Genomic DNA, 24,550 nt, shown 5'->3' on the forward strand with positions numbered 1-24,550 from the left:
CTGCCCATATAGTCGCCACGCGTTGACTAACCTGCTTAAAACACCAAAAACGGGGACCACCATGACCTTCTCCGCACTGCGACGTCATTTCCTGCTTGCCAGCCTGACCCTCACCCTCGGCGCCAGCCTCTTCGGCCAGGCCCAGGCCGCCGACGACCTGCTCGCCCAGATCAAGTCCAAGGGTGAAGTCCGCGTCGGTCTCGAGGGCACCTACCCACCTTTCAGCTTCCAGGACGAGAACGGCAAACTCGCCGGCTTCGAAGTGGACTTCTCTCACCTGATCGCCAAGGAACTGGGCGTCACCGCCAAGCTCCAGCCGACCAAGTGGGACGGCATCCTCGCCGCGCTGGAATCCAAGCGCCTGGACCTGGTGATCAACCAGGTGACCATCTCCGAAGAGCGCAAGAAGAAGTACGACTTCTCCGACGCCTACACCGTTTCCGGCATCCAGGCGCTGGTGCGCAAGGGTGACGAAGGCAAGTACGACGCGCCGGAGAAACTGGCAGGCGTGAAAGTCGGCGTGGGACTGGGCACCAACTACGAACAGTGGCTGCGCGAACACGTCCCGCAAGCTGACGTGCGTACCTACGAAGACGATCCGACCAAGTTCCAGGACCTGCGCAGCGGTCGCATCGACGTGATCCTGGTAGACCGTCTGGCCGCCTTCGACATGGTCAACAAGACCAAGGGCGCCATGGCACTGACCGGCGCTCCCTTCGCCCGCCAGGAAGCCGGTATCGCCGTGCGCAAGGGCAACCCGGAGCTGCTCGCGGCACTGAACAAGGCCATCGAGAAATTCAGGGCCGACGGCACGCTGAAAAAACTCTCGGAGAAGTGGTTCCAGGCTGACGTCACCCAATGATCGAAGAAAGCCTGCAGCTTGCGCTGGATTCCGCGCCCTTCCTGCTGAAGGGCGCGGTCTTCACGGTAGTCCTCAGCGTAGGCGGCATGTTCTTCGGACTGCTGCTCGGATTCGTTCTGGCGCTGATGCGCCTGTACGGTTTCACTCCCGTGCGCTGGATCGCGCGTATCTACGTGTCGTTCTTCCGCGGCACTCCGTTGCTGGTCCAGCTCTTCATGATCTATTACGGCCTGCCCCAGGCCGGTATCGAACTCGACCCGCTGCCGGCGGCGCTGATCGGCTTCTCGCTGAACATGGCCGCCTATGTCTGCGAAATCCTCCGCGCCGCCATCGGCTCCATCGACAAGGGCCAGTGGGAAGCCGCCGCCAGCATCGGCATGACCCGCGCCGAAACCCTGCGCCGGGTGATCCTGCCGCAGGCCGCGCGCACCGCCCTCCCGCCGCTGGGCAACAGCTTCATTTCGCTGGTCAAGGACACCGCCCTGGCCGCCACCATCCAGGTCCCGGAACTGTTCCGCCAGGCCCAGTTGATCACCGCGCGCACCTTCGAGGTCTTCACCATGTACCTCGCCGCCGCGCTCATCTACTGGATCCTCGCGAGCATCCTGTCGCACCTGCAGAACCGCCTGGAAGACCGGGTCAACCGCCATGACCAGGAGCACGACGCATGATCGAAGTCCGCCAGCTGACCAAGCAGTTCCGCGGCCAGGAGGTGCTCAAGGGCATCGACCTGACCGTCGAGGCCGGCGAAGTGGTCGCGATCATCGGCCCCAGCGGCTCGGGCAAGACCACCCTGCTGCGCTGCCTGAACCTGCTGGAAACGCCCAACGGCGGGACTATTCAGGTCGGCGACATCCTCATCGACGCCTCCCGGCCGCTCAGCAGCCAGCAGGGGTTGATCCGCAAGCTGCGCCAGCACGTCGGCTTCGTCTTCCAGAACTTCAACCTGTTCCCCCACCGCACCGCGCTGGAGAACGTGGTGGAAGGCCCGATCATCGTGAAGAAGGAACCCCGCGCCCAGGCCATCGAGCGCGCCCGCCAGTTACTGGCCAAAGTCGGTCTGGCCGGCAAGGAGGACTCGTACCCCAAGCGTCTCTCCGGTGGCCAGCAGCAACGTGTTGCCATCGCCCGCGCGCTGGCCATGCAACCGGACGTGATCCTCTTCGACGAGCCCACCTCGGCACTGGACCCGGAACTGGTCGGTGAGGTCCTGGCGACCATCCGCGGCCTGGCCCAGGAAAAGCGCACCATGGTCATCGTCACCCACGAGATGAGCTTCGCCCGCGACGTCGCGAACCGGGCGATCTTCATCGACAAGGGCGTGATCATCGAACAGGGCGACGCCAAGGCGCTGTTCGCTCACCCGAAAGAAGAGCGCACCCGCCAGTTCCTCAGCAAATTCCTCGACCAGGGCGAAAAAAGCGCAGCCGAATAGAATCGAATTAATCGATTAATATCTGCCGATATTTGCGCTTTTTTATCGATCACGTGCGAGAGAAAATAGTCCCATGAACCGCGCGGACTGGCCCACCGGCCAGCCGCGCCCCACGAGGACTAAGTCATGATCGAACGCAGACCCTTCCAGCAACTCGGCGGCGCCAACCACGGCTGGCTCAACGCCAAGCACCACTTCTCCTTCGCCGAGTACTACGACGCCGAGCGTATGGACTGGGGCAACCTCCGCGTCTGGAACGATGACGAAATCGCCGCCGGTACCGGCTTCCCGCCGCACCCGCACCGCGAGATGGAAATCATCACCTACGTCCGCCAGGGTGCGATCACCCACCAGGACAGCCTGGGCAACAAGGGCCGTACCGAAGCAGGCGACGTGCAGGTGATGAGCGCAGGCTCGGGCATCGTGCACTCCGAGTACAATCTGGAGAAGGATGTCACCAAGATCTTCCAGATCTGGATCATCCCCTCGGTACGCGGCGGCACGCCGTCCTGGGGCGCCAAGCCCTTCCCGAAGGGCGACCGCGCCGGGCGCTTCGTGACCCTGGCCAGCGGCTATGAGAACGACACCGACGCCCTGCGCATCCGCGCCGAAGGCCGCATGGTGGCCGCCACCCTGAAGGCCGGCCAGACCGCCGAGTACGAACTGGGCAATGGTCGCCGCGCCTACCTGGTACCGGCAACCGGCAAGGTCGAGGTCAATGGCGTCGAACTGCTGGCCCGCGACGGTGCCGCCATCGCCGACGAGGTTGTGGTGAAGGTCACTGCGCTGGAAGACAGCGAAGTGATCCTGGTCGACGTTGCCTGATTCAGGCACTTGAAACGAAAAAGGCACGCCAACTGGCGTGCCTTTTTCTGCCTGGGATTCAGCGCTTGCGGCAGAGGCTCATGCCATCGCCAATCGGTACCAGCGAGTAATCCACGCGCTCATCCGTCTTCAACGCCAGGTTGAGCTGCTGGATCGCCCGCGTGTCCGCGCTTTCCGGATTCGCCTCCAGCACCCGCCCGCTCCACAGCACATTGTCGAAAACTACCAGGCCGCCTTCGCGCAGCAGGGTCAGGGCGTGCTCCAGGTAGGCCGGATAGTTGGCCTTGTCGGCATCGATGAATACCAGGTCAAAGCTGCCCTGCTGGTCACCGCCTACCAGAGCCTCCAGCGTGGCCAGCGCCGGCCCGAGGCGCAGTTCGATGCGCGTATCCACGCCGGCGTCATGCCAGCAGCCTCGGGCGATGTCGTTGTACTCACCAGGCAGATCGCAGCAAAGGATATGGCCGCCCTCTGACAAAGCCTCGGCCATGCACAGGGCGCTATAGCCAGTAAAGGTGCCGATCTCGAGAATGCGTTTTGCGCCGGTCAGCCTGACCAGCAGGGCAAGGAATTGCCCTTGTTCCGGGGCGACCTGCCAGCGGGACATCGGCAGCCTGGCAGTCTCGGCGCGCAGCCGTGCCTTGACCGGCGAATCGCGCAGGGAGACGTCGAGAAGGTACTGGTAGAGAGAGTCGTCCAGGTTCAGCGTGCGGGTGGTCATGGGCCCTCCTGAGGATCAGGGATGGAGGGCGAGACTCTGTACGGCGAGGACGCGCTTGGCTTCCAGGAAGGCTTTCTGCCAATAAGCGCTGTCGAGGCTGTCCAGGCGAACGGTCCCGCCCGTTCTGGGCGCATGAACGAAGCGCCCTTCCCCGACATAGATACCCGCATGACTAACGCCACGTCCACCGCTGGTGGCGAAGAACACCAGGTCGCCGCTCTGCAGGGACTCGCGGCCGACGGTGGGTGCGCGCAGGGTGATCATCTCGCGGGTGGAGCGCGGCAGCATCAGGCCGGTGGCATCGCGGTAGACGTAGCCGATCAGGCCGCTGCAATCGAATCCGCCGTCGGGCGTGTTGCCGCCCCAGCGATAGGGAGTACCGACCAAGCCAATGGCACGGATCAGGACATCGTCAGCAGCCTGGGTGTTGTAGACGGGAGCAGCAGGCACGTTCACCACGGGAGGTGGCGACGGCGGAGTGCGACTGGCGCAGGCGGCCAGCGAGGCGAGAGCAGCGAGGAGAATGATGCGCTGAGTAACGAGCATGTGATGGCATCCCGTCAAGGAGTGCCATCACTTTGTACCAACAGTGACTTGAGCGCAATACTTAAAGTAAAACTTTAAGTTTAGCGAGTCACCGTCTTCGGCTCGTAGCCGGGCTCGAGTACGCGCTTGGCTTCCATGTAGCTCAGGCGCCAGTAGCTCTCGTCCAGGCTGTCCACCCGCACACCACCGCCACGGCGGCTGGCGGAGTGGATGAACTGTCCGTCACCGATGTAGATGCCGGCATGGCTGACCCGACCGCGACCACGGTTGTTGAAGAAGATCAGGTCGCCCGGCTGCAGGTCTTCTTTCGAGACCAGCGGGACGTCCATGTTGATCATCTCACGCGTGGAGCGCGGCAGGCTGATGCCTGCTTCTTCGCGGAACAGATAGCCCACGAAGCCGCTGCAGTCGAAGCCGGTCCGCTCCGATTTCCCACCAAAGCGGTACGGAGTACCGATCAGCGAGAACGCGCGGTCCAGAATGTCGGATACATGGGCAGTCGAACTGCCGTTATCGTTTTTGGCCCCCTCGTCCTGCGACTCATTCATCAGCGCTATGTTGTGCTGATTGACCTGGAACGCTGCTCGAGTGGCAGGCACTGAAGCGACCTGGTTCGGCTGCGATTCCGGCGAATGGCTGGCGCAAGCTGCCAGCAGCAGAACGAAACTCATGGGCACGAGGGGTGCTAAGCGTTTAAGCATGGGCACGACCGTGTCTCATTAGCTCCATTTATTAGCGGGCTAATTTGCCCGCTCAATGGGGGCAATGCAAGTTTTTTATCGAGGAATGTGACTTAGCAGGCGCGGCATAATGTCTAAGGCTCGACCAACCATTCTTTCTTCGACCACTGAACTGAGGTCGGTCAGCCCCGGATTTACCTCGGCGGTGAAGCCCCCCGCGTCCCGCGTGCGCAGCACCGGCTCGATGATATAGGGGAAGCTCGCAGTAGTCCCTACCAGCAGAACGGCATCGAAGCCCTTGCGCAATTGCGCATAGAGCGTGTCGATCGCCTCCTCCGGCAGCATCTCTTCGAACAGCACCACCGGCGGGCGCAATACGCCTGCGCAGCGCGCGCATTTCGGCGGCAGCGGGCCATCGAGATGCTCGGCCAGTTCGGTGCTTTCCAGCCCGCACGACTGGCAGTACAGCGGCGCCAGCTCGCCATGGATCTCGATCAGCCGCTCCGACGGCGAGCCAGCGCGACGGTGGAAGCCATCGATGTTCTGCGTCAGCACCCAGCATTCCGGCTTGAGCCGTTGCAGTTCCGCGATGGCGTCGTGGCCGGCGTTGGGCTGTGCATTCAGGCAGGCCTTGCCCAGTTCGGCCAGGTATTTCCAGCACAGCGCCGGGTCCTTCTGCAGCATCGGACCGGAGATCGCCACTTCGATGGGTATCCCTTCCGCCGTGCGGCCGTTGTAAAGACCGCCCAAGCCACGATAGGTCGGCATGCCCGAATCGGCGGAGAGCCCGGCACCGGTGATCACCAGGATGCGTTCGGCGCGAGCCAGTGCCGCGCCAGTGCGTTCGATGACCGAGTCCATGCGCCCTCCTCTGCGGCCGGGCCGCGCGTCAGTGGTTGACCGTGTACGACAGCATCATCGAGATATGGCACAGCGGCCGGCCACTTTGTTCCTGCCAGGTGTTGAACGCAGTTTGAACCAGCGCCAGGTCCTTCAGGCTGGTCGGCGTCTTGTCGACGATTTCCTGGGCCTTGAGAGCGGCGACCACATCATCGCTGAGAACGAAGGTGTCCTTGCCGGCCATGCGCAGGAATCTCGGCGCAGACATGCCACCCAGCTGATTGCCCCGCTTAGCCAGCAGCTTCCACAGGCCAACGATATCGCTGGAGGGCCAGTCGGCCAGCAGTTTGCCGAAGCTGCCGTATTCGCGGGCGATATCGAGGACGAACTGGGCGTTGCGCGGCACGCTCTTGAGCTTGCCCAGGTGGCGGATCAGCCGGGTGTCCTGCATCAGGTTTTCCAGGCGCTCGCCGCCCATCAGCACGACCTTCTCCGGGTCGAAGCCGAAGAAGACTTCCTCAAAGGCCGGCCACTTGGCGTCCACCAGGCTGTGCTTGAGGCCCGCACGGAAGATGCGCAGGCTGATCAGCGACAGGTAGCGATCATCACTGACCGCCGCCAGCTCGGCCGGGGACTTGGCCTGTGGCAGGCGGGCTTCCAGCGCCTCGACCGAGCCGAAGCGGTTCAGACAGTATTCGTACAGCCACGGGTAATCGCGCATCGGGCGTCCTTGCGAGGTCTTACAGGTTCATCACGTCGAGGAAGCGCGGTGTGGCAGTCTCGTCGATGCGCAGGCTGTTGAAGTCGAACAGGTTGCGGTCGGCCAGTTGCGACGGCACCACGTTCTGCAGGGCGCGGAACATGATCTCGGTGCGGCCCGGGGACTTGCGCTCCCAGTCCAGCAGCATTTCCTTGACCACCTGGCGCTGCAGGTTTTCCTGCGAGCCGCACAGGTTGCACGGGATGATCGGGAATTCCTTGAGCACCGAGTAGGCCTCGATGTCCTTCTCGTTGCAGTACGCCAGCGGGCGGATCACCACGTTGCGGCCGTCATCGGACAGCAGCTTGGGCGGCATCGCCTTGAGGGTGCCGCCGTAGAACATATTAAGGAAGAAGGTTTCCAGGATGTCGTCCCGGTGGTGCCCCAGAGCCATCTTGGTCGCGCCGATCTCGTCGGCGTAGGTATAGAGGGTGCCACGGCGCAGGCGCGAGCACAGCGAGCAGGTGGTCTTGCCCTCCGGGATCTTCTCCTTCACCACCGAGTAGGTGTCCTTCTCGATGATGTGGTACTGCACGCCGATGGACTCCAGGTACGCCGGCAGTATGTGCTCGGGGAAGCCCGGCTGCTTCTGGTCCATGTTCACCGCGACGATCTCGAACTGGATCGGCGCCACCTTCTGCAGGTACAGCAGGATGTCCAGCAGGGTGTAGCTGTCCTTGCCGCCGGACAGGCAGACCATCACCTTGTCGCCGTCCTCGATCATGTTGAAGTCGGTGACCGCTTCGCCAACCTGGCGGCGCAGGCGTTTCTGCAGTTTGTTCTGGTTGACCGAAAGGGTGCTGGCCATGGTGCTCTGGAATCCGAAGGGCAAGACGAAAAGCCGGTCATTTTACGCGCAAAGCGACGCGTACCCCAGCCCCTCTATCGGCCTACTGCTAATCTGACAGCATGACGCCCGATCTCGAACCTTCCCTAGACCTGACGGACCAGCTCCTGCAGTTGCTGCGGGAAGCACCTGAAGGAATTTCCGAATTCCAGCTGATCCAGCAGTTGAAGGCTCGGCATTCCACCCATGTGCCCAACCTGCCGCTGACCGATAAGCTGGTGCTGTTCCGCACCCACTTTCTGGTGTTCAACGCGCTGTATCGCCTGCGCGACCGACTCTGGGAGGAGAACGCGGCGCACCTGGAGATCGGTCCGCTGCAGATTCGGCTCTCTCCTTATATGAGCGGCGTGCAGGCACTCGGCGAGCAGGATGCGCTGTGCGCCTACTACCTCGATGAGAAACACCTGAAGGAAACCACAGAGCACGATGTGGAGAAGTTGCTGAAAAGCTTCTGGACGCGCATGCAGGGCAATGAGGAAAAGGCCGCTGCGCTGGCCCTGTTCGAGCTGGAAGACGGCCCGGTGGACTACGCGCTGATCAAGCTGCGCTACCGCCAGCTGGTCAGCCAGCACCACCCCGATCGGGGCGGGAGCACCACCCGCCTGCAGTCGATCAACAAGGCCATGGAAATTCTGGAGCGCTACTACAGCCGCCCCTAACCTGCCTCACTAGCGGCCTCCTGTAGCGGTTCGCTCTCCCGCCAAGCACATTGGGATCGCGCCCCGAAACCTGGGTCGACCTTAGTCAATGATCTCCTTGGGAAAGCGTTCCAGCATATCGCGACAATGCTCCACTGCCCGCTTCTGCCGCGAAACAATGTGGCGTATGCGGTTCAGGCGACGCAATTGCCGTGCGCTCAATTTCCCCGTAGACGAAATGGTGGCTTGCATATGCCGCATCTCCAGCAGCCACAGGTGGCAACGGAACTCCTGGAAAAACCAGAGTGGTTTTGGAATCCCCAGCGAACTTAACGCCGGCCCAACGATGCTCAAGGGCAAGATAAATAGAAATATCGTGAACATTCCGTTGGCCAACTGGAAAGGTAGATATTTGTACAGGAATGGCAGCCCATTCTTGTAATAGGCTTCCGCCACCTCGTGTAGCGGAACCTGAGTGCCCTTCACAGAAGGGAATGACTCCCCCGTCGCAGCCGACGCCGCACCACCATGGACCTGTTTCATGGCCAGCAGAATATGATGCAGGATGCCAGGATCCATGCCTTTCTTGACGACCACGGTTACCGCCTCGGCCGGCACTTCAATATCATTTCTGGGAATCCCGGCATGAAGATCAAAATAGCCTCTGGGAATTTTAACGACCTTCATGGTTCGCCTCTCTGCAAGTTGCTGCGCAATGGCCTCACCATATTTCAGATCCAGCAACTCTATGCCGGGCGAATGGGCCAACTCCCTGACAAGCGGCTGATCCAGAGGCTGTAGCAAAACGCCAGCATCCACCTGCCCGTCCAGCAAAGCCTGGGACGTTGCCTTCAAGTTGTAGGGAAGCAACTGCACGTTCCGCTCATCCAGGCCATGAATGGCAAGCAGGTTTTCCGCCATCTGGCGCGTCCCACTTCCTGGAGGACTCGCTGCAATGCGCTTACCTTTCAGATCGCCGGGGCTATGGATGTTCCCGAGCTCCTTGCGGTAGAACACGAAAACTGGCTCGTAGATAATGACTCCCAATGCCCGGGTGTTCGGATAATTCAGCGCATCGACTTCCTGTGCGATGAATCCGAGGTCCACATTTCAGCGCTCGTCGTTCACAAGATCGATCAGCGACAAAGTGTTCTGTTCGGATCTTATCTTGACTTTGAATCCCTTGGACTCCAGGTAGGTCCGATAGGCTTCGGCCGTGCTATAAAAGAAGCCTTCCACCGGTCCGGCAGCAATGACGATGGTGGTATTGGGATAACTTAGAAAGGTGTATAGCGCGCCCCCCAGTGTGATCATAAGAACTCCGGGAATACCCAGAATGAAACACAGGAACTTCGTGAAATGGATGCGCTGGCGCGGTAGATTCATGTGGATATGCCCGATAGAACTTATGCAAACCACAGACAACGCGACGAGCCTACCGATAATGCAGTAGTGCACGCCCACATATGAATGGGGTATATGCCGGTCAATGTATGGAAGGCCGGCATGCTAGCGAGCATGCACAACGATAGATAACCAGACATTTCCGGATCACCGGGTACAAGCTCTTATCGCGCAATACGCCTCCACCTTGCGAGCCAGGTGAAAAATGCAGCGCGCGGCAGCAAAGGCCGACAATCGACCAGCAGAGGGGCAGCCCGCTCGAAGCAGTCAATCGGGCCCATGGAAATGCTGGAGCGCTATTACAGCCGCCCGTGAAACTTCCATTTGCTCTAACCCCACGGACGACGTGGCCTGCAGCCATTCCTATACTGCGACTTAAGGTCGCATAGGTCGGCCGGGCACCGGATGACGCTGGCTACGCGTATTCGGCGCCTCGCTGGGGGGCGACCTTCTATAAGAAGAGGAGAATGCTGACATGATCCATCATGTGTGGGGGCTCTTCACCCATCCCGATCAGGAATGGCAGGACATCCGTGGCGAAGAAGAATCCATCAGCCACATGTACCTGACCCACGTCCTGATCCTCGCTGCCATCCCGGTCATTTCCGCCTACATCGGCACCACGCAGGTCGGCTGGGTTCTAGGCAATGCGGGACCGGTCAAGCTGACGGCTGCCAGTGCGATCCAGCTGACCATCATGACCTACATCGCCATGCTCGCCGGCGTCGCCATCATGGGCGCTTTCATTCACTGGATGGCACGTACCTACGACGCATCGCCATCGCTGACCCAATGCATAGTATTCGCCGCGTACACCGCTACCCCGCTGTTCATCGGCGGCCTGGCGGCGCTCTATCCGCACCTGTGGCTGGGCATGATCATCGGCACCGCCGCGATCTGCTACACCGTCTACCTGCTCTACGTCGGCATCCCGACCTTCATGAACATTCACAAGGATGAAGGGTTCCTGTTCTCCAGCTCGGTGCTGGCGGTGGGACTGGTGGTGCTGGTGGCGATGATGGCCCTGTCGGTCATCCTCTGGGGCAGCGGCGTTGGCCCGGAATACACCTGATAGCACGACATGAACGAAAACCGGGCCCCAGCGGCCCGGTTTTCTTTTGCGTGCTTGCCTGAAACTCGCCCGGCTTGCCTGAACCTGCACCCCGGACGAGTGGCCGCGAGAAATCCTCCACCCGCGCCCCGACTGCGGCATAATCTGCCCCCGTCGGAGAACCACTGTATGTCTGAACAGCTCAACGCTCGCGTCGAAGCCTGCTACCAGCAGGCCGAAGCCTTCTTCCAGCGGCGCTTTCCCCGCCCGGAAGTCAGCTTCCGGCTACGCGGCCAGAAGGCCGGCGTCGCCCACCTGGATGAAAACCTGCTGCGCTTCAACCCGCAGTTGTACCGGGAAAACCACGAACATTTCCTGCAGCAGACCGTGGCCCATGAAGTGGCCCACCTGATCGCCCACCAGATGTTCGGCCCGCGCATTCGCCCGCATGGCGAGGAGTGGCAGCTGATCATGCGCGGCATCTACGGCCTGCCGCCCGATCGCTGCCATACCTACGAGATCAAGCGCCGCCGCTCCACCCGCTACCTGTATCGCTGCCATTGCGGCGAGGGCAATGAATTCCCCTTCTCCGCCCAGCGCCACAACCTGGTCGCCCAGGGCCGCCGCTACTACTGCCGGCGTTGCCGCGCGACGCTGATCTTCACCGGCGAAACCCGCCGCGAGTGATGCGACTCAGGCGATAACCTTCGCCGCCTTGAGTGCTGCGACCTGCTCGTCGGTGTAACCCAGTTCCGCCATCACATCTGCCGTGTGCGCCCCCAAGGCAGCGCCGATATGGCGCGGCTCGGGCAGGCCGGAGGAGAAACGGATCGGGCACGCCACCTGCCGCTGTTCGCCGCCCTTGCCGTTGGGCACCCGGGTGACCACGCCGCGCTCGATCAATTGCGGATGCTCCACCGCCTCGGCCAGCGACAGCATCGGCTCGACGCAGGCGTCCAGTGCGGCGAAGCGCTCCTGCCACTGGGCGAAATCCTGCTTCTCGAACTCGATGGCGATCTCGCGCTTGAGTGCCTGCTGCTCTTCCGGCTTGAGCGAAAGCCCGCGCGCAGCCAGCTCCGGGCGGCCGATGGCGGCACAGAACTGCTGCATGAACTGCGGCTCCAGACTGCCCACCGAGAACCAGCGGCCATCGCGGGTGCGGTAATAGTCGTAGAAGCTGCCACCGTTGAGTGCGAGGCCTTCCATCTCCGGCTCCACGCCCGCCGCGAGATAGCCCGCGCCAGCCATGCCATGCAGGCTGAAGGCGCAGTCGGTCATGCTCACATCGACCTGCTGCCCCTCCCCCGTCTGCTGCCGGTGGATGACCGCCGCGAGCAAGCCCATCACGCCGTGCAGCGACCCGCCGCCGATGTCCGCCAGTTGCACGCCCAGCGGCAGCGGGCCGCTCTCGCGGCGGCCGGTGTAGCTGGCAACGCCGGCCAGGGCCAGGTAGTTGATGTCATGCCCGGCGCGGTCGCGCAGCGGCCCGGTCTGGCCGTAGCCGGTGATCGACACGTAGATCAGCTTCGGGTTGATCGCCTTGAGCGCCTCGTAGCCCACGCCCAGCTTGTCCATCACGCCGGGGCGGAACTGCTCCAGCACGATGTCGTATTCCTGCACCAGTTGCTTCACCACCTCCACCGCCTCGGCCTGCTTCAGGTCCAGCGCGATGCAGCGCTTGTTGCGGTTGAGGTAGGCGTGACTGGCGGAGGTGCCATCCACATGGGGCGGCAGCACACGCACCAGGTCCATGCGCGTGGGGGATTCCACGCGCAGCACCTGGGCGCCCATGTCGGCCAGCAGCAGCGAGGCAAACGGCCCCGGCAGCAGGGTGGAAAAATCGAGGATCTTCAGTGAGGCGAGCGGGCCGTTCATGGACACTCCTGTTTCGCTCAATCGATGCGTGGGCGCCGCGCCTCAGAGCTTCATGCCGCGGCTGATGATCTCTTTCATGATCTCCGAAGTACCGGCGAAGATGCGCTGGATCCGTGCGTTCGCGTACATCTTGCAGATCGGATACTCCCACATGTAACCCCAGCCGCCGTGCAGTTGCACGCCTTCGTCGACCACCTTGCACAGCAGCTCGGTGGTGAACAGCTTGGCCTCGGCAGCCACTTCGGGGGTGAGTTTCTTCTGGTTGTGGTCCATCACGCAGCGGTCGGTGAAGACCTGCGCCACGTCGATCTGCGTGCGCATCTCGGCGAGCTTGAAGCGGGTGTTCTGGAAGTGCGCCACCGGGCGGTCGAAGGCCTTGCGCTCCTTCACGTAGTCGACAGTCGCGTTCAGCGCCGCCTCCGCGCCGGCCACCGCGCCGCAGGCGTTGGTCAGGCGCTCCTGGGCCAGCATGCTCATCAGGTAGAAGAAGCCGCCCTTGGCATCCCCCAGCAGGTTTTCCTTCGGCACTTTCACGTTGTTGAAGAACAGCTCGGCGGTGTCCTGGCTCTTCATGCCCAGCTTCTTCAGGTTGCGCCCGCGCTCGAAGCCTTCCATGCCACGCTCGACCACGAACAGGCCCATGGCGTGCTTGTTCGCCGGGTCGGTCTTGGCCGCGACTATCACCAGGTCCGCCAGCAGGCCGTTGGAGATGAACACCTTGGAACCGTTGAGGACGAAGTGGTCGCCCTTGTCCACCGCCGTGGTGCGCATGCCGGCTAGGTCAGAACCGGCCGACGGCTCCGTCATCGCCACCGCCAGGATGCTTTCGCCACGGATAATCCCCGGCAGCCAGCGAGCCTTCTGCTCGGCGTTGCCGTACTCGGCGATGTACGGTCCGCACAGCGCCGAGTGCAGCGGGATCATGAAGCCCGGCTCGTTGATGGCGGCCAGTTCCTCACACATGATCTGTTCGTAGCGAAAATCCTTCAGAGCGGTTCCGCCGTACTCCTCTTCCGCCCAGGGCAGCAGGAAGCCCATCTCCCCCGCCTTGCGCCAGACACTGCGGTCCACCACACCGGCTTCCTCCCATTCCTCCTGGTGAGGCACCACTTCCTTGTTGAGGAAGGATCGGAACGCATCGCGGAACAGGTTGTGCTCGGTCTCGAAGTGATTGCGCAGCATGGTCGACTCCCGGTGGGTTGAGTGCCCGCAGGGTAGGTGCTGGCCGCGCGCGGCCTCAATGACGCGAGCGCTCAGGGTCGATTGACGCAATCGCCCAGCAGATGCGAGTGTGAAACTTCCCAAAGCTGCACCGGAGAGCGCCCGCATGCAGATTCGCCCTTTCCAGGCGCAGGACATCCCGCCGTACGAAAGCTGGTTCGACGATCCGCTGCTCTATGCGCAACTGGGCCCGATGGATCGCTATTGGCTGGAACAGGTGCTGAAGGACGCGGACAAGGCCCAGTACAGCATTCTGCGTGGCGGCCTGCTGGTCGCGGTGGTGGGGGTTTGCCTGCCCACCCCGGCGCATCCGTACTATTTCGTCACCGATCTTGCCGTGCGCCCTGAGTTGCGCGGTTCGGGCATCGGGCGCGCGGTGATGACGCTGGTGATGAGCCGAGCGGAACTGCAGAGCAGCCCCTTGTGGCGGGCCAGCGTGAGGCCGGACAACCCGGCAGCGCTGGCTTTCCTGATCAAGCTGGGCTGGACGCGACTGGAAATGGGCAATCCGTTCGATGAGCTGCTGGAATTCGAGTTTCGCCGGCAGCCGGCACGCCCCGGTTTCCGCTAAGGCACAAAGCGCAGGAGCGAGCTTGCTCGCGAACGAAGTTTCAAGCTGCTCCGGCGTGCAGCAGGTTCGCGAGCAATAACGATGGTGTCCCTCTCGCTCCTGCAGAACGGCTTTCCGACTCCCATAAAAAAACCCCGCCGAAGCGGGGTTCACACAAAGGAGTCAAACGGTAGAGCTGTAGTTCTTAGAACACGTACTGCAGACGGGTTACGACACCGTTGCCGTCGTCGTCGCCGTTGGCGTTGCGGATGCCGTCGGTGCTGACGTGAACGTAGTCCAGGGAGACCTTCACGGCTTCGTTGGCGTACCAGTTCACACCGATGGTGTTGGTGCTGGCCTTGGTGTCGCCCACGTCGCGGGTGGCGGTAGCCACGACCACGTTCGGGTCATCAACCTTGATGTGGTCGTAACGGTAGAAGACTTCCCAGGCACCGATTTCCTTGTTGGACGGCTTGATGGTGTCGAACTTGGCGCCATCGAGCTTGTACACGCGGGATTCACCGGTGATGGTGTAGGCCAGCTGGCCGTAGTAGCCGTCAGCCTTGATGTCTTCGTAAGCGTCGGCATCAGCCTTCAGCTTGCGCTTCAGGTATTCAGCCTGAGCGGAGAACGGGCCGATGGCGTAGGCGAATTCAGCACCCCAGGTGGAGTCGTCCTTGTAGGAACCGGCCGGGCTCAGGGTGGCGCCGCCGAAGGTAGCGCGGTTGCCGTTGTCGCCAGCGTCGTTACCGCCGTTGGTGGCAATACCACGCATGCCCAGACGCGGACGGATGCGGGAGTCGAAGGCGGTGTCATCCAGGTCACGGTAGGCGTAGTCCACGCCAACGTGCAGGACGTTGCCGTCAGTGTTCAGCGGCGCGAACACGCCACGGAAGTTGAACTGCTTGACGCTGTCGCCGTCGGTGTCGTCGGCGTCCTTGGCGTAAACGCCAGCGTCCAGGTAAGCCATGTTGGCGACGACGCCGCCAACCTGGGCGCCCATGCCGTCCTGGTGGGTGTTGATCCAGTCAGCCAGTTCGTAGGCAGTGGTACGCTCGGTGGCGGTGACCCACTTGGAGCTGGTGGCTTTTTCCAGACCGAAGTCCGGGTCGAAGCGGCCGAACTTCAGGGTAACCGGGCTGAAGCCGGTGTAGCTGAAGGAAGCCTCGTCGAAGTAACCGTTGTCAGCGTTACCGGAGTTGTGGGACATGTCGTAGTTGATCTGGTATTTCCAGTCTTTGTAGACAGTGCCGCCCAGTTCCAGGTAGGCGCGGCGGAAGTAGGCGCCGTCACCGTTGTTGCCGTTCTTGGTGTAGAAACCATCGAAGCGGCTGTAATCCGCTTGCAGACGGCCACCGAGCTTGAAGCTGAATTCCTTGTCGGTGGTGCCGACTTCAAGACCACCTTTGGTCTTGATTACGATATCGGCGCCATCGGTGGTGACTGTGCCTGCGAAAGCCTGGGCGGAAACGGCCAGTGCCAGGGCAGTGGCGGCGTAACCGGCGAAGTGCTTACGGATCATCGAAGATTCCCCTTAATGGTATTTGCGTTGAACACGCCGAGTGCCTGGCTGCTGCGCGCCCCCCAAGGACTCGCACAGGCCGTTCTGGCGGCCCCCGTTTGTGTTGCTGGGAATCTTGGCGAGGGGTTATTTCAGATCGGTTGCTCGTAGATAAAACTTTTATTACAAAGGAACTTTTGATTTCCTTATGGCATAAAGGTCCTAGGCCATGTCCCACTAGGCCTTCAGGCATTTCTGAAGTCCGCTTTGCCGGTATGCTGTCGCCTTCCCTGGAAGACCTTCCCCGCTCAGGCTTTCCCATGCACGAACTGCAACCCCTGATCCAGCAGCACGGCCTCACCCTGCTGTTCTTCAACGTCCTGCTCGAGCAGTTGGGCCTGCCGATCCCGGCCTACCCGGCGCTGATCGTCGCCGGCGCCCTGGCGCTGCAAGGCAGCGGCGTACCGCTGGGCCAGGCACTGGCAGTGGCCGTGTGCGCCTGCCTGATCGCCGACCTGATCTGGTTCTGCGCCGGGCGGCGCTATGGCGGCTTCATGCTGCGCAGCGTCTGCAAGGTCTCGCTGTCGCCGGACAGCTGCATTCGCCAGAGCCAGAGCCTTTACCTGCGCGTTGGTCCACGCGCACTGCTGATCTCGCGCTTCCTCCCCGGCGCCAGCGCGCTGACCACCACCATGGCCGGCATGACGCGCACGCCGCTGCCGCGCTTCCTCGCCTACGACTGCGCCGGAGCGGCGCTCTGGGCCGGCTCCGCGCTGCTGCTCGGGAGCATCTTCAGCAGCGCGGTGGACCGCATCCTCGACTGGCTCACCGAGTACGCCAGCGTTGGTGTCACAGCACTGCTGGGCGCCTTTGCGCTGTTCATCGCCTGCAAGCTCTGGCAGCGCTTCAGCCTGCTCAAGCGCACCGCGCGGATTCCGCGCATCAGCGTCGACGAACTGCGGGCGCGCCTGGACGCTGGCGAGCCGCCGCTGATTCTCGATGTGCGTGCACAGTTCGATGACGAGGCGATTCCCGGCTCCATCGCCTTCAGCCTGGACGGCGCGCTGGACGAGCTGCGTGGCAGCCTGGAGGACAAGGACGTGGTGATCTACTGCGCCTGCCCCCACGAGCTTTCCGCGGCGATGCTGGCGGAGCGGCTGCAGGCCTTCGGACACCCGCGCACCTGGGCGCTATCGGGTGGGCTGGATGCGTGGCGGGCGCAAAGTCTGGGCTGAGGATTTTTCTGTGAGAGCGCCCTGCGGGCGCGATCGCGGGCATGGCCCGCTCCTACAGGGATCGGCATCACACGGACGTATTCAGCAAGCGCTTTGTAGGATGGCGTGGAGCGAAGCGATACCCATCAATCAACAAGCACGGCCGCAGGAACGTCGGTACAGGCTCAGCGCCGCGCGTTGTCGCGGCGCAGTTCGGCGAGGTGGTCGGCCAGGCGTTCCGAGTCAGGACGCGGCGGCTCCGGCAACAGGCGCAGAGTGGCCTGGGCCAGGCGCATCTGCCGAAGGTAGCGCCGGCAGTTGCGGCACAGCAGCAGGTGCCGGCGCAGTGCGAGCTTCTCGCGCCAGCCCAGCTGTTCGTCCAGCAGGTCGCTGGAGCGCGTCACCAGTTCCTTGCAGGTCAGCATTCCCCGGTCTCCTCGAAGTGCTCCACGGTGGCGAACACCTTCAGTCGCGCACGGTGCAGCAGCACCCGGACATTGGAGAGCGAAACCTCCAGCAGATTACAGATCTCTTCCAACTCCAGCCCCTGGCGCTCGCGCAGCAGCAACACGCTGCGTTGCAGTTCGGAGAGGCTCAGCAGGGTCTTCTCCAGGCACTGACGCAGTTCATCCTCGGCCAGCAGGGCTTCGGGCGAGTCCTCGTGCCAGGCCAGCGGCGCCGGGCTCCAGTGGCCGTCGGCGGCGAAACGAGTTTCGTCGAGGCTGCCATGGGGCGCAGGCAGGTCGTCCAGCGAAACGTCGCGGCGGACCTTGCGCAGGCGGGATTTGGCGGTATTGGCGGTGATGGTCAGCAGCCAGGTCTTGAGGCTGGAGCGCCCCTGGAAGCCGTCCAGGTTACGCACGGCGGCGAGCCAGGCATCCTGCACCACTTCATCGGCATGGGCTGCGCCGACGATGGCAATGGCCACGGCGCGCATCGCGCCCTGGTAGGTGGCTACCAGGGTACGGAAGGCCTGCTGGTCACCGGCCAGCAGGCGCGACAACAGCTCGCTGTCGTCGGCGGGCACGATCAGCGCTTGCGCAGGATCACGCTGCCGATGGAGTAGCCGGCGCCAAAGGAGCTCAGCACGCCGATGGAGCCGGCGGGCAGGTCGTCCTGGTACTTGTGGAAGGCGATGACCGAACCGGCGGAGCTGGTGTTGGCGTAGGTATCGAGGATCACCGGCGCTTCGTGGGCCTCGGCATCGCGGCCGATCAGCTTGCGGGTGATCAGCAGGTTCATGTTCAGGTTGGCCTGGTGCAGCCAGTAGCGCTTCACGTCGCTGACCGGGATGTCGTTCTGCGCCAGGTGCTCGCCGATCAGCTCGGCCACCATCGGGCAGACGTCCTTGAACACTTTGCGGCCTTCCTGCACGAACAGCTTGTCGCGGCTGCCGATGCCCTCTTCCGCCGCGCGGTTGAGGAAGCCGAAGTTGTTGCGGATGTTGTTGGAGAACTGGGTCAGCAGCTTGGTGCTGACCACGTCGAACTGGTGCTCGCTGGTGGCCTGGTCGGCACGCTCGATGACCACGGCGGTGGCCGCGTCACCGAAGATGAAGTGGCTGTCGCGGTCGCGGAAGTTCAGGTGGCCGGTGCAGATTTCCGGGTTGACCATGAGGATCGCGCGGGCCTGGCCCAGTTGCACGCTGTTCACCGCGGCCTGGATACCGAAGGTGGCCGAGGAGCAGGCGACGTTCATGTCGTAACCGAAGCCCTGGATGCCGAGGGCAGCCTGCACTTCGATGGCCACAGCCGGGTAGGCGCGCTGCAGGTTGGAACAGGCGACGATCACGCCGTCGATGTCTTCGGGGGTGCGGCCGGCACGCTGCAGGGCCTGCTTGGCAGCGGCAGTCGCCATCTCGCAGAGGATGCCCCAGTCTTCGTTGGAGCGCTCCGGAATGCGAGGCGCCATGCGCTGCGGATCGAGGATGCCTTCCTTGTTCACCACGAAGCGGCTCTTGATACCAGAAGCCTTTTCGATGAACGCCGAGCTGGACTCGGACAGTGCCTCGACCTCGCCCCTGGCGATGGCTTCGGCATTCTGCTCGTTGTGACTGCGGACGTAGCTGTTGAAGGATTCCACCAGTTCATCGTTGGAGATGCTGAACGGCGGGGTATACAGGCCGGTTCCGCTGATCACGACTTTATGCACGGTCAATCCTCTTCTCAATCTGCGCCGCCGGGCCGGGCGGCAAGGTTAGGCATCAAGGTGCCCGCCCATTGGCCGGCACTGGATATTCGTCGCTCCGCGTCCTGGCGCGAAGGCTTAGGGATGGCGATCCCCGCAACAGGGCAGTGTGCCACTCCCACCGACGGTGGGCACCTTTGCCCGCCCGGCGGTTTGCGGTTTCACCCCAGGTGCAACCGCTGATCGCTGATTATGCTGCAATTTTCGCCGAAAAGTCGCCGTGCGAGGGCGGCATTTGCGCAAGATCATGGACATAAATCACGCCACGCCTGCCCTGGAGCAACGGATTGAAATTTTCCACCGGCACCATAGGCACAGTGTTGGCGCGCCCAGGCGCACCAGTCCTTATCCTTCAGTGCATTCCCGACTTTGCCAAGGAGACTTCAGGATGAGTGCCGCGAACCGTCCGGAAATGGACGAACAGACCCTGGAATTCGCCAATCAGGTGATCGATCTTGCCCGCCAGGGCGATACCCCGCGCCTGACGGAACTGCTGCAGCAGGGCCTGCCGGCCAACCTGCGCAATCACAAGGGCGACAGCCTGCTGATGCTGGCCAGCTATTACGGCCACCACGACACCGTTGGCGTGCTGCTCGACCACGGCGCCGACCCGGACCTGCGCAACAACGCCGGGCAGACGCCGCTGGCCGGGGCCGCCTTCAAGGGCGATTTGGAGATGGTTCGCCTGCTGCTCAGCCGGGGCGCACAGGTCGAAGGGGCCTCGCCCGACGGCAAGACCGCGCTGATGATGGCAGCCATGTTCAATCGCCCAGAGATCGTCCGCTGCCTGCTGGAGCACGGCGCCGACCGCGAGGCCCGTGACGCCAGCGGCCTGACGGCGCTGGCCGCGGCGAAGATGATGGGCGCGGCCGACACCCTGGCGCTGCTCGAAGCCGCCTGAGTCAGTCGATGCGCACGTGCTCGGCGAGGAAGTCGAGCACCGCGCGCACCCGCGCCGGCAGGTGACCCGGCTTGCCCAGGTAGAGCGCGTGCATCGGTTTGCGGTCGCCAGGATTGAAGTCCTCCAGCACCGCCACCAGCCGTCCGGCAGCGATATCCTCGCGCACCTGGAATTCCGCCAGACGCGCCAGCCCCAGCCCGGCCAGCGCCAGGTGGCGCACGCTGTCGCCGTCGCTGGCCAGCAGGTTGCCGCTGGGCTCGGGGGCATCCGCCGGCTTGTCCAGGAATGGCCAGTCCGGCTCGACGCGCCGGTAGCTGAAACCCACGCAGTTGTGCTCGCCCAGCTCGCGCGGATGCTGCGGCGCACCATGCCGCGCCAGATACTCGGGCGCGGCGACTATCTTGTGCCCGGACTCTCCCAGCGAGCGCGCCACCAGCCGCGAGTCCCGCAGAGGGCCGCTGCGCACGGCGACGTCGGCGCGCACTTCCAGCAGATCCACCACTTCATCGGTCAGCTGCAGGTCGAGACTGACGCCTGGGTAGCGCTCGAAGAACAGCGGCAGCGCCGGGATGAGGAACTGCCGGCCCACCGGCAGGTTGCAACTGATGCGCACCCTGCCCTGCGGCTCGGCACTGGCCGAAGCCTCGCGCTCGGCTTCGTCCAGATCGGCGAGGATGCGCAGACTGCGTTCGTAGAAGGCCGCCCCCTCGGCCGTGAGTTGCTGGCGTCGGGTGGAACGGTTGAACAGCCGCGCGCCGAGGCGATCCTCCAGGCGCGCCACCAGCTTGCTCACTGCCGAGGGCGTCATTCCGCATTGCTGCGCGGCGGCGGTAAAACCGCCGGTTTCCACCACGCGGATGAACACTTCCATTTCGCCGAAGCGGTTGACGTCAGGGCGGGCCATGTTGAATTCAATTCACAGGTGATTTGCTTAAAGGCAGTCTATATCAGCAATCTACACAGCGATAACGTGGCGCCCATTCTACGAATCATCCGGGAGAGCCCACGTGCCCATTGCCTTGTATGCCTTGACCGCCGGTGCCTTTGGCATCGGCGTTACCGAATTCGTGATCATGGGATTGCTGCTGGAGGTCGGCCATGACTTCGGCGTGTCCATCTCCGCCGCCGGCCTGCTGATTTCCGGCTACGCGCTGGGCGTAGTGCTCGGCGCCCCGCTGCTCACCGCCCTTACCGCACGCTGGCCGCAACGCCGCACCCTGCTCGGGCTGATGGTGATCTTCACCCTCGGCAACCTCGCCTGTTCCCTGGCGCCGGATTACGCCACACTGATGGCGGCGCGGGTGCTGACCTCCTTCGCCCATGGCACCTTTTTCGGAGTCGGTTCGGTGGTCGCCACCAGCCTGGTGCCAGCCGAACGCCGCGCCTCGGCCATCGCGCTGATGTTCACCGGTCTCACCGTCGCCACCATCCTCGGCGTGCCGCTGGGCACCTGGCTCGGTCAGCTCTATGGCTGGCGTGCGGCCTTCTGGGTGGTGACCGGCATTGGCGTGCTGGCCCTGGCGATCCTGGCGATCTACCTGCCGCGCCACAGCGCACCGCCGGCCGCCGGCAACCTGCGCGATGACTTCCGCGTGCTGAAGCGCCCGGCCGTGCTGCTCGGCCTGCTGACCACCGTGCTCGGCTTCGGCGGCGTGTTCACCGTGTTCAGCTATGTGTCGCCGCTGCTGACCCGCCTCGCCGGTTTCTCCGAAAGTGCGGTGTCGCCGGTGCTGCTGGTATTCGGCGGCGGGCTGGTGCTGGGCAACCTGCTGGGCGGCAAGCTCGCCGACCGCAAACTGGTGCCCGCCCTGCTCGGCAGCCTGGTCGCGCTGGCGGTGGTCATGGGCCTGATGAGCTTCGCTCTGGAGAACCGGATTGCCGTGGTCATCTTCATCGCCCTGCTCGGCGCCGCCGGTTTCGCCACCGTGCCGCCGCTGCAGATGTGGGTGCTGGAGAAGGCCCACGGCGCCGGCCAGAGTGTCGCGGCCAGTTTCAATATCGCTGCGTTCAACCTGGGTAACGCCCTGGGTGCCTGGCTCGGCGGCATGACCATCGACCACGGCCCGGGCCTCGCCGCGCTGCCCTGGGTCGGCGCCACGCTGCCCGTGGCGGCCATCGCCACGGCGTTACTGTGCCTGCGCCTGGAGCGTCAGCCGGCGATGCCGGCAGCGACCGTCCAGCAGGCCCGGTGAACGATCGGCGAAACCCTACTGTCGAGGAAAGGGGCGCGCAAAGTCGCGCCCCTTTCTTTTATCCACCGACGGAGGACTCGCCCACCCATGCTGGTTTCGCTTCAGGCACTGCGGGCACTGGCCGCCTGGCTGGTGGTGTTCCATCACTTCATGCAGGTGTTCTTCGACTTCCGCGCCGACAGCCTCGGCGGCAAGCTCCTCTCCACCCGTGGCCAGGTCGGGGTGGACATCTTCTTCGTCCTCAGCGGCTTCGTGATCCACCTCTCCAGCGCCGGTCGGCCGATGTCACCGGTGACCTTCCTGGTCCAGCGCCTGGCCCGCGTCGCACCGGCCTACTGGCTGTACACGGCGATCACCGCGCTGATCATCTACGCCTTCGCCGACGTGATGCCGATCTACGGCGTCGGCGGCAAGTCGCTGCTGCTCTCGCTGCTGTTCATCCCCAGCGAAAACCCCGGCGGCTTCGGCCTCTACCCGGTGCTGCCGGTGGGCTGGACGCTGAACTTCGAGATGCTTTTCTACGGCCTGTTCGCCCTCTCCTTCCTGGTCGCCGAACGCTGGCGTCCCTGGCTGGTGACCGCGCTGGTGCTGCTGGTGGCGCAGGTGCTGGCGCGCGAACCCTGGCTCAGCAACTTCTACCGCAATCCGATCATCTTCGAGTTCCTTCTCGGCCTGGGGCTCGCGGCGCTGTACCGGCGCGGCTGGCTGAATCTCCCCCGGCCGCTGGCCCTGCTGACGGCCGCCATGGCAGTGGCCACCATCGCTCTGTTCCCCGCCGACCATCCCTGGCGCCTGCTGACCTGGGGCCTGCCCGCCGCCGCACTGCTCGCCGCTTGCGTGGCGCTGGAGCCACTGTTCGAGCGCAGCAGAGTGCTGCACGCGCTGGGCGACTGGTCCTATTCAGTGTACCTGCTGCATGTGATCGTGCTCTGGCTGGCCGCCTACTGGCTGCATGAGCGACTGGGCCTGACGCCCTATCAGACGCTGAGCGTCAGCGTGCCGGCGATCCTGCTGCTGTCCTGGCTGAGCTACGAATGGGTGGAAAGGAAGATGGCCCGCCAGGTGCGCACAGCCTATGCGCGGATTGCCGAGCCGCTGGCAGCGAAGCGCACTCAGGCCGGGTCGCTGTAGACCAGCCGATTGCGCCCCTCGGCCTTGCCGCGATAGAGGCGGCGGTCGGTACAGCGGTAGAGCTCATCGGCATCCAGGCCATCGCCCGGCCACTCGGCGAGGCCGAAGGTGGCGGAAATCTCGATGCGCTCCCCGTGGTACATCAGCGGCGCCTCGTCGATGTCGCGGCGCAGGGATTCCACCAGCGGCTTGGCGTCGAAGCGGTCGGTGAAGGGCAGCAGCAGGCCGAACTCCTCGCCGCCCAGCCGGCCGATCAGGTCGGTGGCGCGCAGGCGGTGGCGCAGGCGATTGCACAGGTGCTGCAGCGCCTTGTCGCCGGCATCGTGGCCCCACTGGTCGTTGATGTTCTTGAAGTGATCGACATCCAGCACCACCAGCACCAGCCGCGTCTCGTAGCGGGCCGCCTCCTGGATGCAACGCCGCAGCGCACGCTGGAAGCTCTCGCGGCTGGCCACGCCGGTCAGCGCATCGGTCAGCGCCAGGTGCCGCAGTTGCTTGTAGGCGGCAGCGCGGCGCTCTTCATAGACATGCATGAAGGCGATCACCAGCACGCCGCAGAAGATGCCGTTGCCGATATCGATCAACCCCGGCGCATCCAGGCGCAGGCGGTTGGCGTGCAGGTACATCAGCGTGGCGATCAGCATGAACGGTACGGCGAGCAGGAAGCCACGCCACTTGCCCAGCAGCAGGTAGGCCATCACCGGCATCAGGTAGACCCAGACGAAGGCCGACGCCGAGGCGTTGGGCATGACGATGATGTAGAGGATGAAACAGAAGGTCGGCAGCAGGTAGGCGATGATCCACGGCACCAGCCGGCGCACGCGCTGCAGCCGGTGCGCCGCCCACAGCAGCAGTCCGCAGGTGACCAGTTCGGCGCCCGCCAGCCAGAGATTGCCGGCGAGGTACTGCAGGATCGAAAACAGCCCCAGGGTCGCCCCGGTGCAACCGAAGATCAGCCGCATCAGCAGGCGATGGTCTGCCTCTTCCAGCCCGGTAGGTCCGGCACTGGAGTCGAACAGATGGTCGGGATCGCTGTTGCGGTGCATCAGCCCTGCTCCTTGGCTCGACCGCCCGGCGGATCGGCCTGAATGGCGGCACTCGGGCACTCCAGCCCGAATCACATGTGCTGAAGACTACTCCAATTTCCCACAGCGCGTAGCCCAGCCGAC

Annotated in this window: 28 protein-coding genes; 12 read left to right on the forward strand and 16 right to left on the reverse strand. The window is 63.6% G+C overall.

Features of this window, described 5'->3' with window-relative positions:
* The first annotated feature begins 61 nt into the window (after positions 1 to 61).
* From tcyJ to ABKS89_RS23180, 4 genes are all read left to right on the forward strand, one after another.
* The gene (gene tcyJ, locus ABKS89_RS23165; RefSeq protein ID WP_348587208.1) at positions 62 to 862 is read left to right on the forward strand and encodes a cystine ABC transporter substrate-binding protein; all 801 of its coding nucleotides are present in this window, start codon (positions 62 to 64) and stop codon (positions 860 to 862) included.
* Positions 862 to 1,533: a cystine ABC transporter permease gene (gene tcyL, locus ABKS89_RS23170; protein WP_171049556.1), complete on the forward strand. Its 672-nt coding sequence runs from the start codon at positions 862 to 864 to the stop codon at positions 1,531 to 1,533. The genes tcyJ and tcyL overlap by 1 nt, the downstream gene beginning before the upstream one ends.
* Positions 1,530 to 2,297: an L-cystine ABC transporter ATP-binding protein TcyN gene (tcyN, locus tag ABKS89_RS23175; protein ID WP_348587209.1), complete on the forward strand. Its 768-nt coding sequence runs from the start codon at positions 1,530 to 1,532 to the stop codon at positions 2,295 to 2,297. The genes tcyL and tcyN overlap by 4 nt, the downstream gene beginning before the upstream one ends.
* Positions 2,298 to 2,423: 126 nt before the next feature.
* Complete coding sequence (locus ABKS89_RS23180; protein WP_138215333.1) at positions 2,424 to 3,122, forward strand: pirin family protein; 699 nt, start codon at positions 2,424 to 2,426, stop codon at positions 3,120 to 3,122.
* A 58-nt stretch (positions 3,123 to 3,180) separates the two neighbouring features.
* Here the strand turns inward: ABKS89_RS23180 and ABKS89_RS23185 are convergent, their stop codons facing one another.
* The 6 genes from ABKS89_RS23185 to ttcA form a co-directional block, all read right to left on the reverse strand.
* Entirely contained in the window at positions 3,181 to 3,843 is a 663-nt protein-coding gene (locus ABKS89_RS23185) for an O-methyltransferase (RefSeq protein WP_348587211.1), read from the reverse strand.
* Positions 3,844 to 3,858: 15 nt separating this feature from the next.
* Positions 3,859 to 4,389: a C40 family peptidase gene (locus ABKS89_RS23190; RefSeq protein ID WP_138215335.1), complete on the reverse strand. Its 531-nt coding sequence runs from the start codon at positions 4,387 to 4,389 to the stop codon at positions 3,859 to 3,861.
* 80 nt (positions 4,390 to 4,469) lie between these two features.
* Positions 4,470 to 5,096 (reverse strand): C40 family peptidase, encoded by a 627-nt coding sequence (locus tag ABKS89_RS23195; protein ID WP_138215336.1) that lies wholly within the window; start codon positions 5,094 to 5,096, stop codon positions 4,470 to 4,472.
* A gap of 69 nt (positions 5,097 to 5,165) precedes the next feature.
* Positions 5,166 to 5,930, reverse strand: a complete 765-nt coding sequence (locus ABKS89_RS23200; RefSeq protein WP_138215337.1) for an NAD-dependent deacylase — start codon at positions 5,928 to 5,930, stop codon at positions 5,166 to 5,168.
* Between the two features lie 28 nt (positions 5,931 to 5,958).
* Entirely contained in the window at positions 5,959 to 6,630 is a 672-nt protein-coding gene (locus ABKS89_RS23205) for a DNA-3-methyladenine glycosylase I (RefSeq protein WP_138215338.1), read from the reverse strand.
* Positions 6,631 to 6,649: 19 nt separating this feature from the next.
* Positions 6,650 to 7,477 carry a tRNA 2-thiocytidine(32) synthetase TtcA gene (gene ttcA, locus ABKS89_RS23210; protein ID WP_348587213.1) on the reverse strand — a complete coding sequence of 276 codons (828 nt, stop codon included), beginning with the start codon at positions 7,475 to 7,477 and terminating at the stop codon, positions 6,650 to 6,652.
* 101 nt (positions 7,478 to 7,578) lie between these two features.
* Between ttcA and ABKS89_RS23215 the strand changes: the two genes are divergently transcribed.
* The gene (locus ABKS89_RS23215) at positions 7,579 to 8,175 is read left to right on the forward strand and encodes a DNA-J related domain-containing protein (protein WP_348587215.1); all 597 of its coding nucleotides are present in this window, start codon (positions 7,579 to 7,581) and stop codon (positions 8,173 to 8,175) included.
* 81 nt (positions 8,176 to 8,256) lie between these two features.
* On the opposite strand, the gene ABKS89_RS23220 is transcribed toward ABKS89_RS23215, so the two are convergent.
* Both ABKS89_RS23220 and ABKS89_RS23225 read right to left on the reverse strand, forming a co-directional pair.
* A complete protein-coding gene (locus tag ABKS89_RS23220; RefSeq protein WP_348587217.1) occupies positions 8,257 to 9,261 on the reverse strand; it encodes a TAXI family TRAP transporter solute-binding subunit in 1,005 nt (334 codons plus the stop codon).
* 3 nt (positions 9,262 to 9,264) lie between these two features.
* Positions 9,265 to 9,540 carry a hypothetical protein gene (locus ABKS89_RS23225; protein ID WP_348587219.1) on the reverse strand — a complete coding sequence of 92 codons (276 nt, stop codon included), beginning with the start codon at positions 9,538 to 9,540 and terminating at the stop codon, positions 9,265 to 9,267.
* Between the two features lie 493 nt (positions 9,541 to 10,033).
* Here ABKS89_RS23225 and ABKS89_RS23230 point away from each other — a divergent pair, with 493 nt between their 5' ends.
* Both ABKS89_RS23230 and ABKS89_RS23235 read left to right on the forward strand, forming a co-directional pair.
* Positions 10,034 to 10,630 (forward strand): Yip1 family protein, encoded by a 597-nt coding sequence (locus ABKS89_RS23230; protein WP_138215354.1) that lies wholly within the window; start codon positions 10,034 to 10,036, stop codon positions 10,628 to 10,630.
* Between the two features lie 168 nt (positions 10,631 to 10,798).
* Complete coding sequence (locus ABKS89_RS23235) at positions 10,799 to 11,296, forward strand: SprT family zinc-dependent metalloprotease (protein ID WP_348587221.1); 498 nt, start codon at positions 10,799 to 10,801, stop codon at positions 11,294 to 11,296.
* A 6-nt stretch (positions 11,297 to 11,302) separates the two neighbouring features.
* Here the strand turns inward: ABKS89_RS23235 and ABKS89_RS23240 are convergent, their stop codons facing one another.
* Positions 11,303 to 12,484, reverse strand: coding sequence for a CaiB/BaiF CoA transferase family protein (locus tag ABKS89_RS23240; RefSeq protein WP_348587222.1), 1,182 nt, complete (start codon positions 12,482 to 12,484; stop codon positions 11,303 to 11,305).
* 42 nt (positions 12,485 to 12,526) lie between these two features.
* Positions 12,527 to 13,666 (reverse strand): acyl-CoA dehydrogenase family protein, encoded by a 1,140-nt coding sequence (locus ABKS89_RS23245; RefSeq protein WP_348587224.1) that lies wholly within the window; start codon positions 13,664 to 13,666, stop codon positions 12,527 to 12,529.
* Positions 13,667 to 13,811: 145 nt separating this feature from the next.
* On the opposite strand from ABKS89_RS23245, the gene ABKS89_RS23250 reads away from it, so the two are divergent.
* On the forward strand, positions 13,812 to 14,276 hold the full coding sequence (locus ABKS89_RS23250) for a GNAT family N-acetyltransferase (protein WP_138215358.1): 465 nt from the start codon (positions 13,812 to 13,814) through the stop codon (positions 14,274 to 14,276).
* Between the two features lie 184 nt (positions 14,277 to 14,460).
* Here the strand turns inward: ABKS89_RS23250 and ABKS89_RS23255 are convergent, their stop codons facing one another.
* Positions 14,461 to 15,777 carry an OprO/OprP family phosphate-selective porin gene (locus tag ABKS89_RS23255; protein ID WP_138215359.1) on the reverse strand — a complete coding sequence of 439 codons (1,317 nt, stop codon included), beginning with the start codon at positions 15,775 to 15,777 and terminating at the stop codon, positions 14,461 to 14,463.
* A gap of 299 nt (positions 15,778 to 16,076) precedes the next feature.
* Here ABKS89_RS23255 and ABKS89_RS23260 point away from each other — a divergent pair, with 299 nt between their 5' ends.
* Positions 16,077 to 16,991, forward strand: coding sequence for a DedA family protein/thiosulfate sulfurtransferase GlpE (locus ABKS89_RS23260; RefSeq protein ID WP_138215360.1), 915 nt, complete (start codon positions 16,077 to 16,079; stop codon positions 16,989 to 16,991).
* Between the two features lie 164 nt (positions 16,992 to 17,155).
* Here the strand turns inward: ABKS89_RS23260 and ABKS89_RS23265 are convergent, their stop codons facing one another.
* The 3 genes from ABKS89_RS23265 to ABKS89_RS23275 are packed head-to-tail and all read right to left on the reverse strand — an operon-like array spanning position 17,156 to position 19,121.
* Positions 17,156 to 17,395, reverse strand: coding sequence for an anti-sigma factor family protein (locus tag ABKS89_RS23265; RefSeq protein WP_348587225.1), 240 nt, complete (start codon positions 17,393 to 17,395; stop codon positions 17,156 to 17,158).
* Entirely contained in the window at positions 17,389 to 17,997 is a 609-nt protein-coding gene (locus ABKS89_RS23270; RefSeq protein ID WP_138215362.1) for an RNA polymerase sigma factor, read from the reverse strand. The genes ABKS89_RS23265 and ABKS89_RS23270 overlap by 7 nt, the downstream gene beginning before the upstream one ends.
* Before the next feature lie 2 nt (positions 17,998 to 17,999).
* Positions 18,000 to 19,121: a beta-ketoacyl-ACP synthase III gene (locus ABKS89_RS23275; protein WP_138215363.1), complete on the reverse strand. Its 1,122-nt coding sequence runs from the start codon at positions 19,119 to 19,121 to the stop codon at positions 18,000 to 18,002.
* A 424-nt stretch (positions 19,122 to 19,545) separates the two neighbouring features.
* Between ABKS89_RS23275 and ABKS89_RS23280 the strand changes: the two genes are divergently transcribed.
* Entirely contained in the window at positions 19,546 to 20,058 is a 513-nt protein-coding gene (locus ABKS89_RS23280; protein ID WP_081515843.1) for an ankyrin repeat domain-containing protein, read from the forward strand.
* Position 20,059: 1 nt separating this feature from the next.
* On the opposite strand, the gene ABKS89_RS23285 is transcribed toward ABKS89_RS23280, so the two are convergent.
* A complete protein-coding gene (locus tag ABKS89_RS23285; RefSeq protein ID WP_348587227.1) occupies positions 20,060 to 20,962 on the reverse strand; it encodes a LysR family transcriptional regulator in 903 nt (300 codons plus the stop codon).
* Positions 20,963 to 21,065: 103 nt separating this feature from the next.
* On the opposite strand from ABKS89_RS23285, the gene ABKS89_RS23290 reads away from it, so the two are divergent.
* Both ABKS89_RS23290 and ABKS89_RS23295 read left to right on the forward strand, forming a co-directional pair.
* Positions 21,066 to 22,250, forward strand: a complete 1,185-nt coding sequence (locus tag ABKS89_RS23290) for an MFS transporter (RefSeq protein WP_348587229.1) — start codon at positions 21,066 to 21,068, stop codon at positions 22,248 to 22,250.
* A gap of 87 nt (positions 22,251 to 22,337) precedes the next feature.
* A complete protein-coding gene (locus ABKS89_RS23295; protein WP_138215367.1) occupies positions 22,338 to 23,381 on the forward strand; it encodes an acyltransferase family protein in 1,044 nt (347 codons plus the stop codon).
* On the opposite strand, the gene ABKS89_RS23300 is transcribed toward ABKS89_RS23295, so the two are convergent.
* A complete protein-coding gene (locus ABKS89_RS23300) occupies positions 23,363 to 24,427 on the reverse strand; it encodes a GGDEF domain-containing protein (protein ID WP_138215368.1) in 1,065 nt (354 codons plus the stop codon). The two genes, ABKS89_RS23295 and ABKS89_RS23300, sit on opposite strands and share 19 nt — an antisense overlap.
* Between the last annotated feature and the right edge of the window lie 123 nt (positions 24,428 to 24,550).

Source organism: Pseudomonas sp. LABIM340 (genome assembly GCF_040017195.2).
GTDB lineage: Bacteria > Pseudomonadota > Gammaproteobacteria > Pseudomonadales > Pseudomonadaceae > Pseudomonas.

What these genes read in the sequence shown, in the direction of transcription:
- tcyN (WP_348587209.1), top strand. Translation starts at nt 1,530, where the DNA reads ATGATCGAAGTCCGCCAGCTGACCAAGCAGTTCCGCGGCCAGGAGGTG.
- ABKS89_RS23180 (WP_138215333.1), top strand. Translation starts at nt 2,424, where the DNA reads ATGATCGAACGCAGACCCTTCCAGCAACTCGGCGGCGCCAACCACGGC.
- ttcA (WP_348587213.1), bottom strand. Translation starts at nt 7,477, where the DNA reads ATGGCCAGCACCCTTTCGGTCAACCAGAACAAACTGCAGAAACGCCTG.
- ABKS89_RS23225 (WP_348587219.1), bottom strand. Translation starts at nt 9,540, where the DNA reads ATGAATCTACCGCGCCAGCGCATCCATTTCACGAAGTTCCTGTGTTTC.
- ABKS89_RS23250 (WP_138215358.1), top strand. Translation starts at nt 13,812, where the DNA reads ATGCAGATTCGCCCTTTCCAGGCGCAGGACATCCCGCCGTACGAAAGC.
- ABKS89_RS23285 (WP_348587227.1), bottom strand. Translation starts at nt 20,962, where the DNA reads ATGGCCCGCCCTGACGTCAACCGCTTCGGCGAAATGGAAGTGTTCATC.
- ABKS89_RS23235 (WP_348587221.1), top strand. Translation starts at nt 10,799, where the DNA reads ATGTCTGAACAGCTCAACGCTCGCGTCGAAGCCTGCTACCAGCAGGCC.
- ABKS89_RS23265 (WP_348587225.1), bottom strand. Translation starts at nt 17,395, where the DNA reads ATGCTGACCTGCAAGGAACTGGTGACGCGCTCCAGCGACCTGCTGGAC.
- ABKS89_RS23215 (WP_348587215.1), top strand. Translation starts at nt 7,579, where the DNA reads ATGACGCCCGATCTCGAACCTTCCCTAGACCTGACGGACCAGCTCCTG.
- ABKS89_RS23240 (WP_348587222.1), bottom strand. Translation starts at nt 12,484, where the DNA reads ATGAACGGCCCGCTCGCCTCACTGAAGATCCTCGATTTTTCCACCCTG.
- ABKS89_RS23280 (WP_081515843.1), top strand. Translation starts at nt 19,546, where the DNA reads ATGAGTGCCGCGAACCGTCCGGAAATGGACGAACAGACCCTGGAATTC.
- tcyJ (WP_348587208.1), top strand. Translation starts at nt 62, where the DNA reads ATGACCTTCTCCGCACTGCGACGTCATTTCCTGCTTGCCAGCCTGACC.
- ABKS89_RS23185 (WP_348587211.1), bottom strand. Translation starts at nt 3,843, where the DNA reads ATGACCACCCGCACGCTGAACCTGGACGACTCTCTCTACCAGTACCTT.
- ABKS89_RS23190 (WP_138215335.1), bottom strand. Translation starts at nt 4,389, where the DNA reads ATGCTCGTTACTCAGCGCATCATTCTCCTCGCTGCTCTCGCCTCGCTG.
- ABKS89_RS23300 (WP_138215368.1), bottom strand. Translation starts at nt 24,427, where the DNA reads ATGCACCGCAACAGCGATCCCGACCATCTGTTCGACTCCAGTGCCGGA.
- ABKS89_RS23205 (WP_138215338.1), bottom strand. Translation starts at nt 6,630, where the DNA reads ATGCGCGATTACCCGTGGCTGTACGAATACTGTCTGAACCGCTTCGGC.
- ABKS89_RS23230 (WP_138215354.1), top strand. Translation starts at nt 10,034, where the DNA reads ATGATCCATCATGTGTGGGGGCTCTTCACCCATCCCGATCAGGAATGG.
- ABKS89_RS23295 (WP_138215367.1), top strand. Translation starts at nt 22,338, where the DNA reads ATGCTGGTTTCGCTTCAGGCACTGCGGGCACTGGCCGCCTGGCTGGTG.
- ABKS89_RS23255 (WP_138215359.1), bottom strand. Translation starts at nt 15,777, where the DNA reads ATGATCCGTAAGCACTTCGCCGGTTACGCCGCCACTGCCCTGGCACTG.
- ABKS89_RS23260 (WP_138215360.1), top strand. Translation starts at nt 16,077, where the DNA reads ATGCACGAACTGCAACCCCTGATCCAGCAGCACGGCCTCACCCTGCTG.
- ABKS89_RS23245 (WP_348587224.1), bottom strand. Translation starts at nt 13,666, where the DNA reads ATGCTGCGCAATCACTTCGAGACCGAGCACAACCTGTTCCGCGATGCG.
- ABKS89_RS23200 (WP_138215337.1), bottom strand. Translation starts at nt 5,930, where the DNA reads ATGGACTCGGTCATCGAACGCACTGGCGCGGCACTGGCTCGCGCCGAA.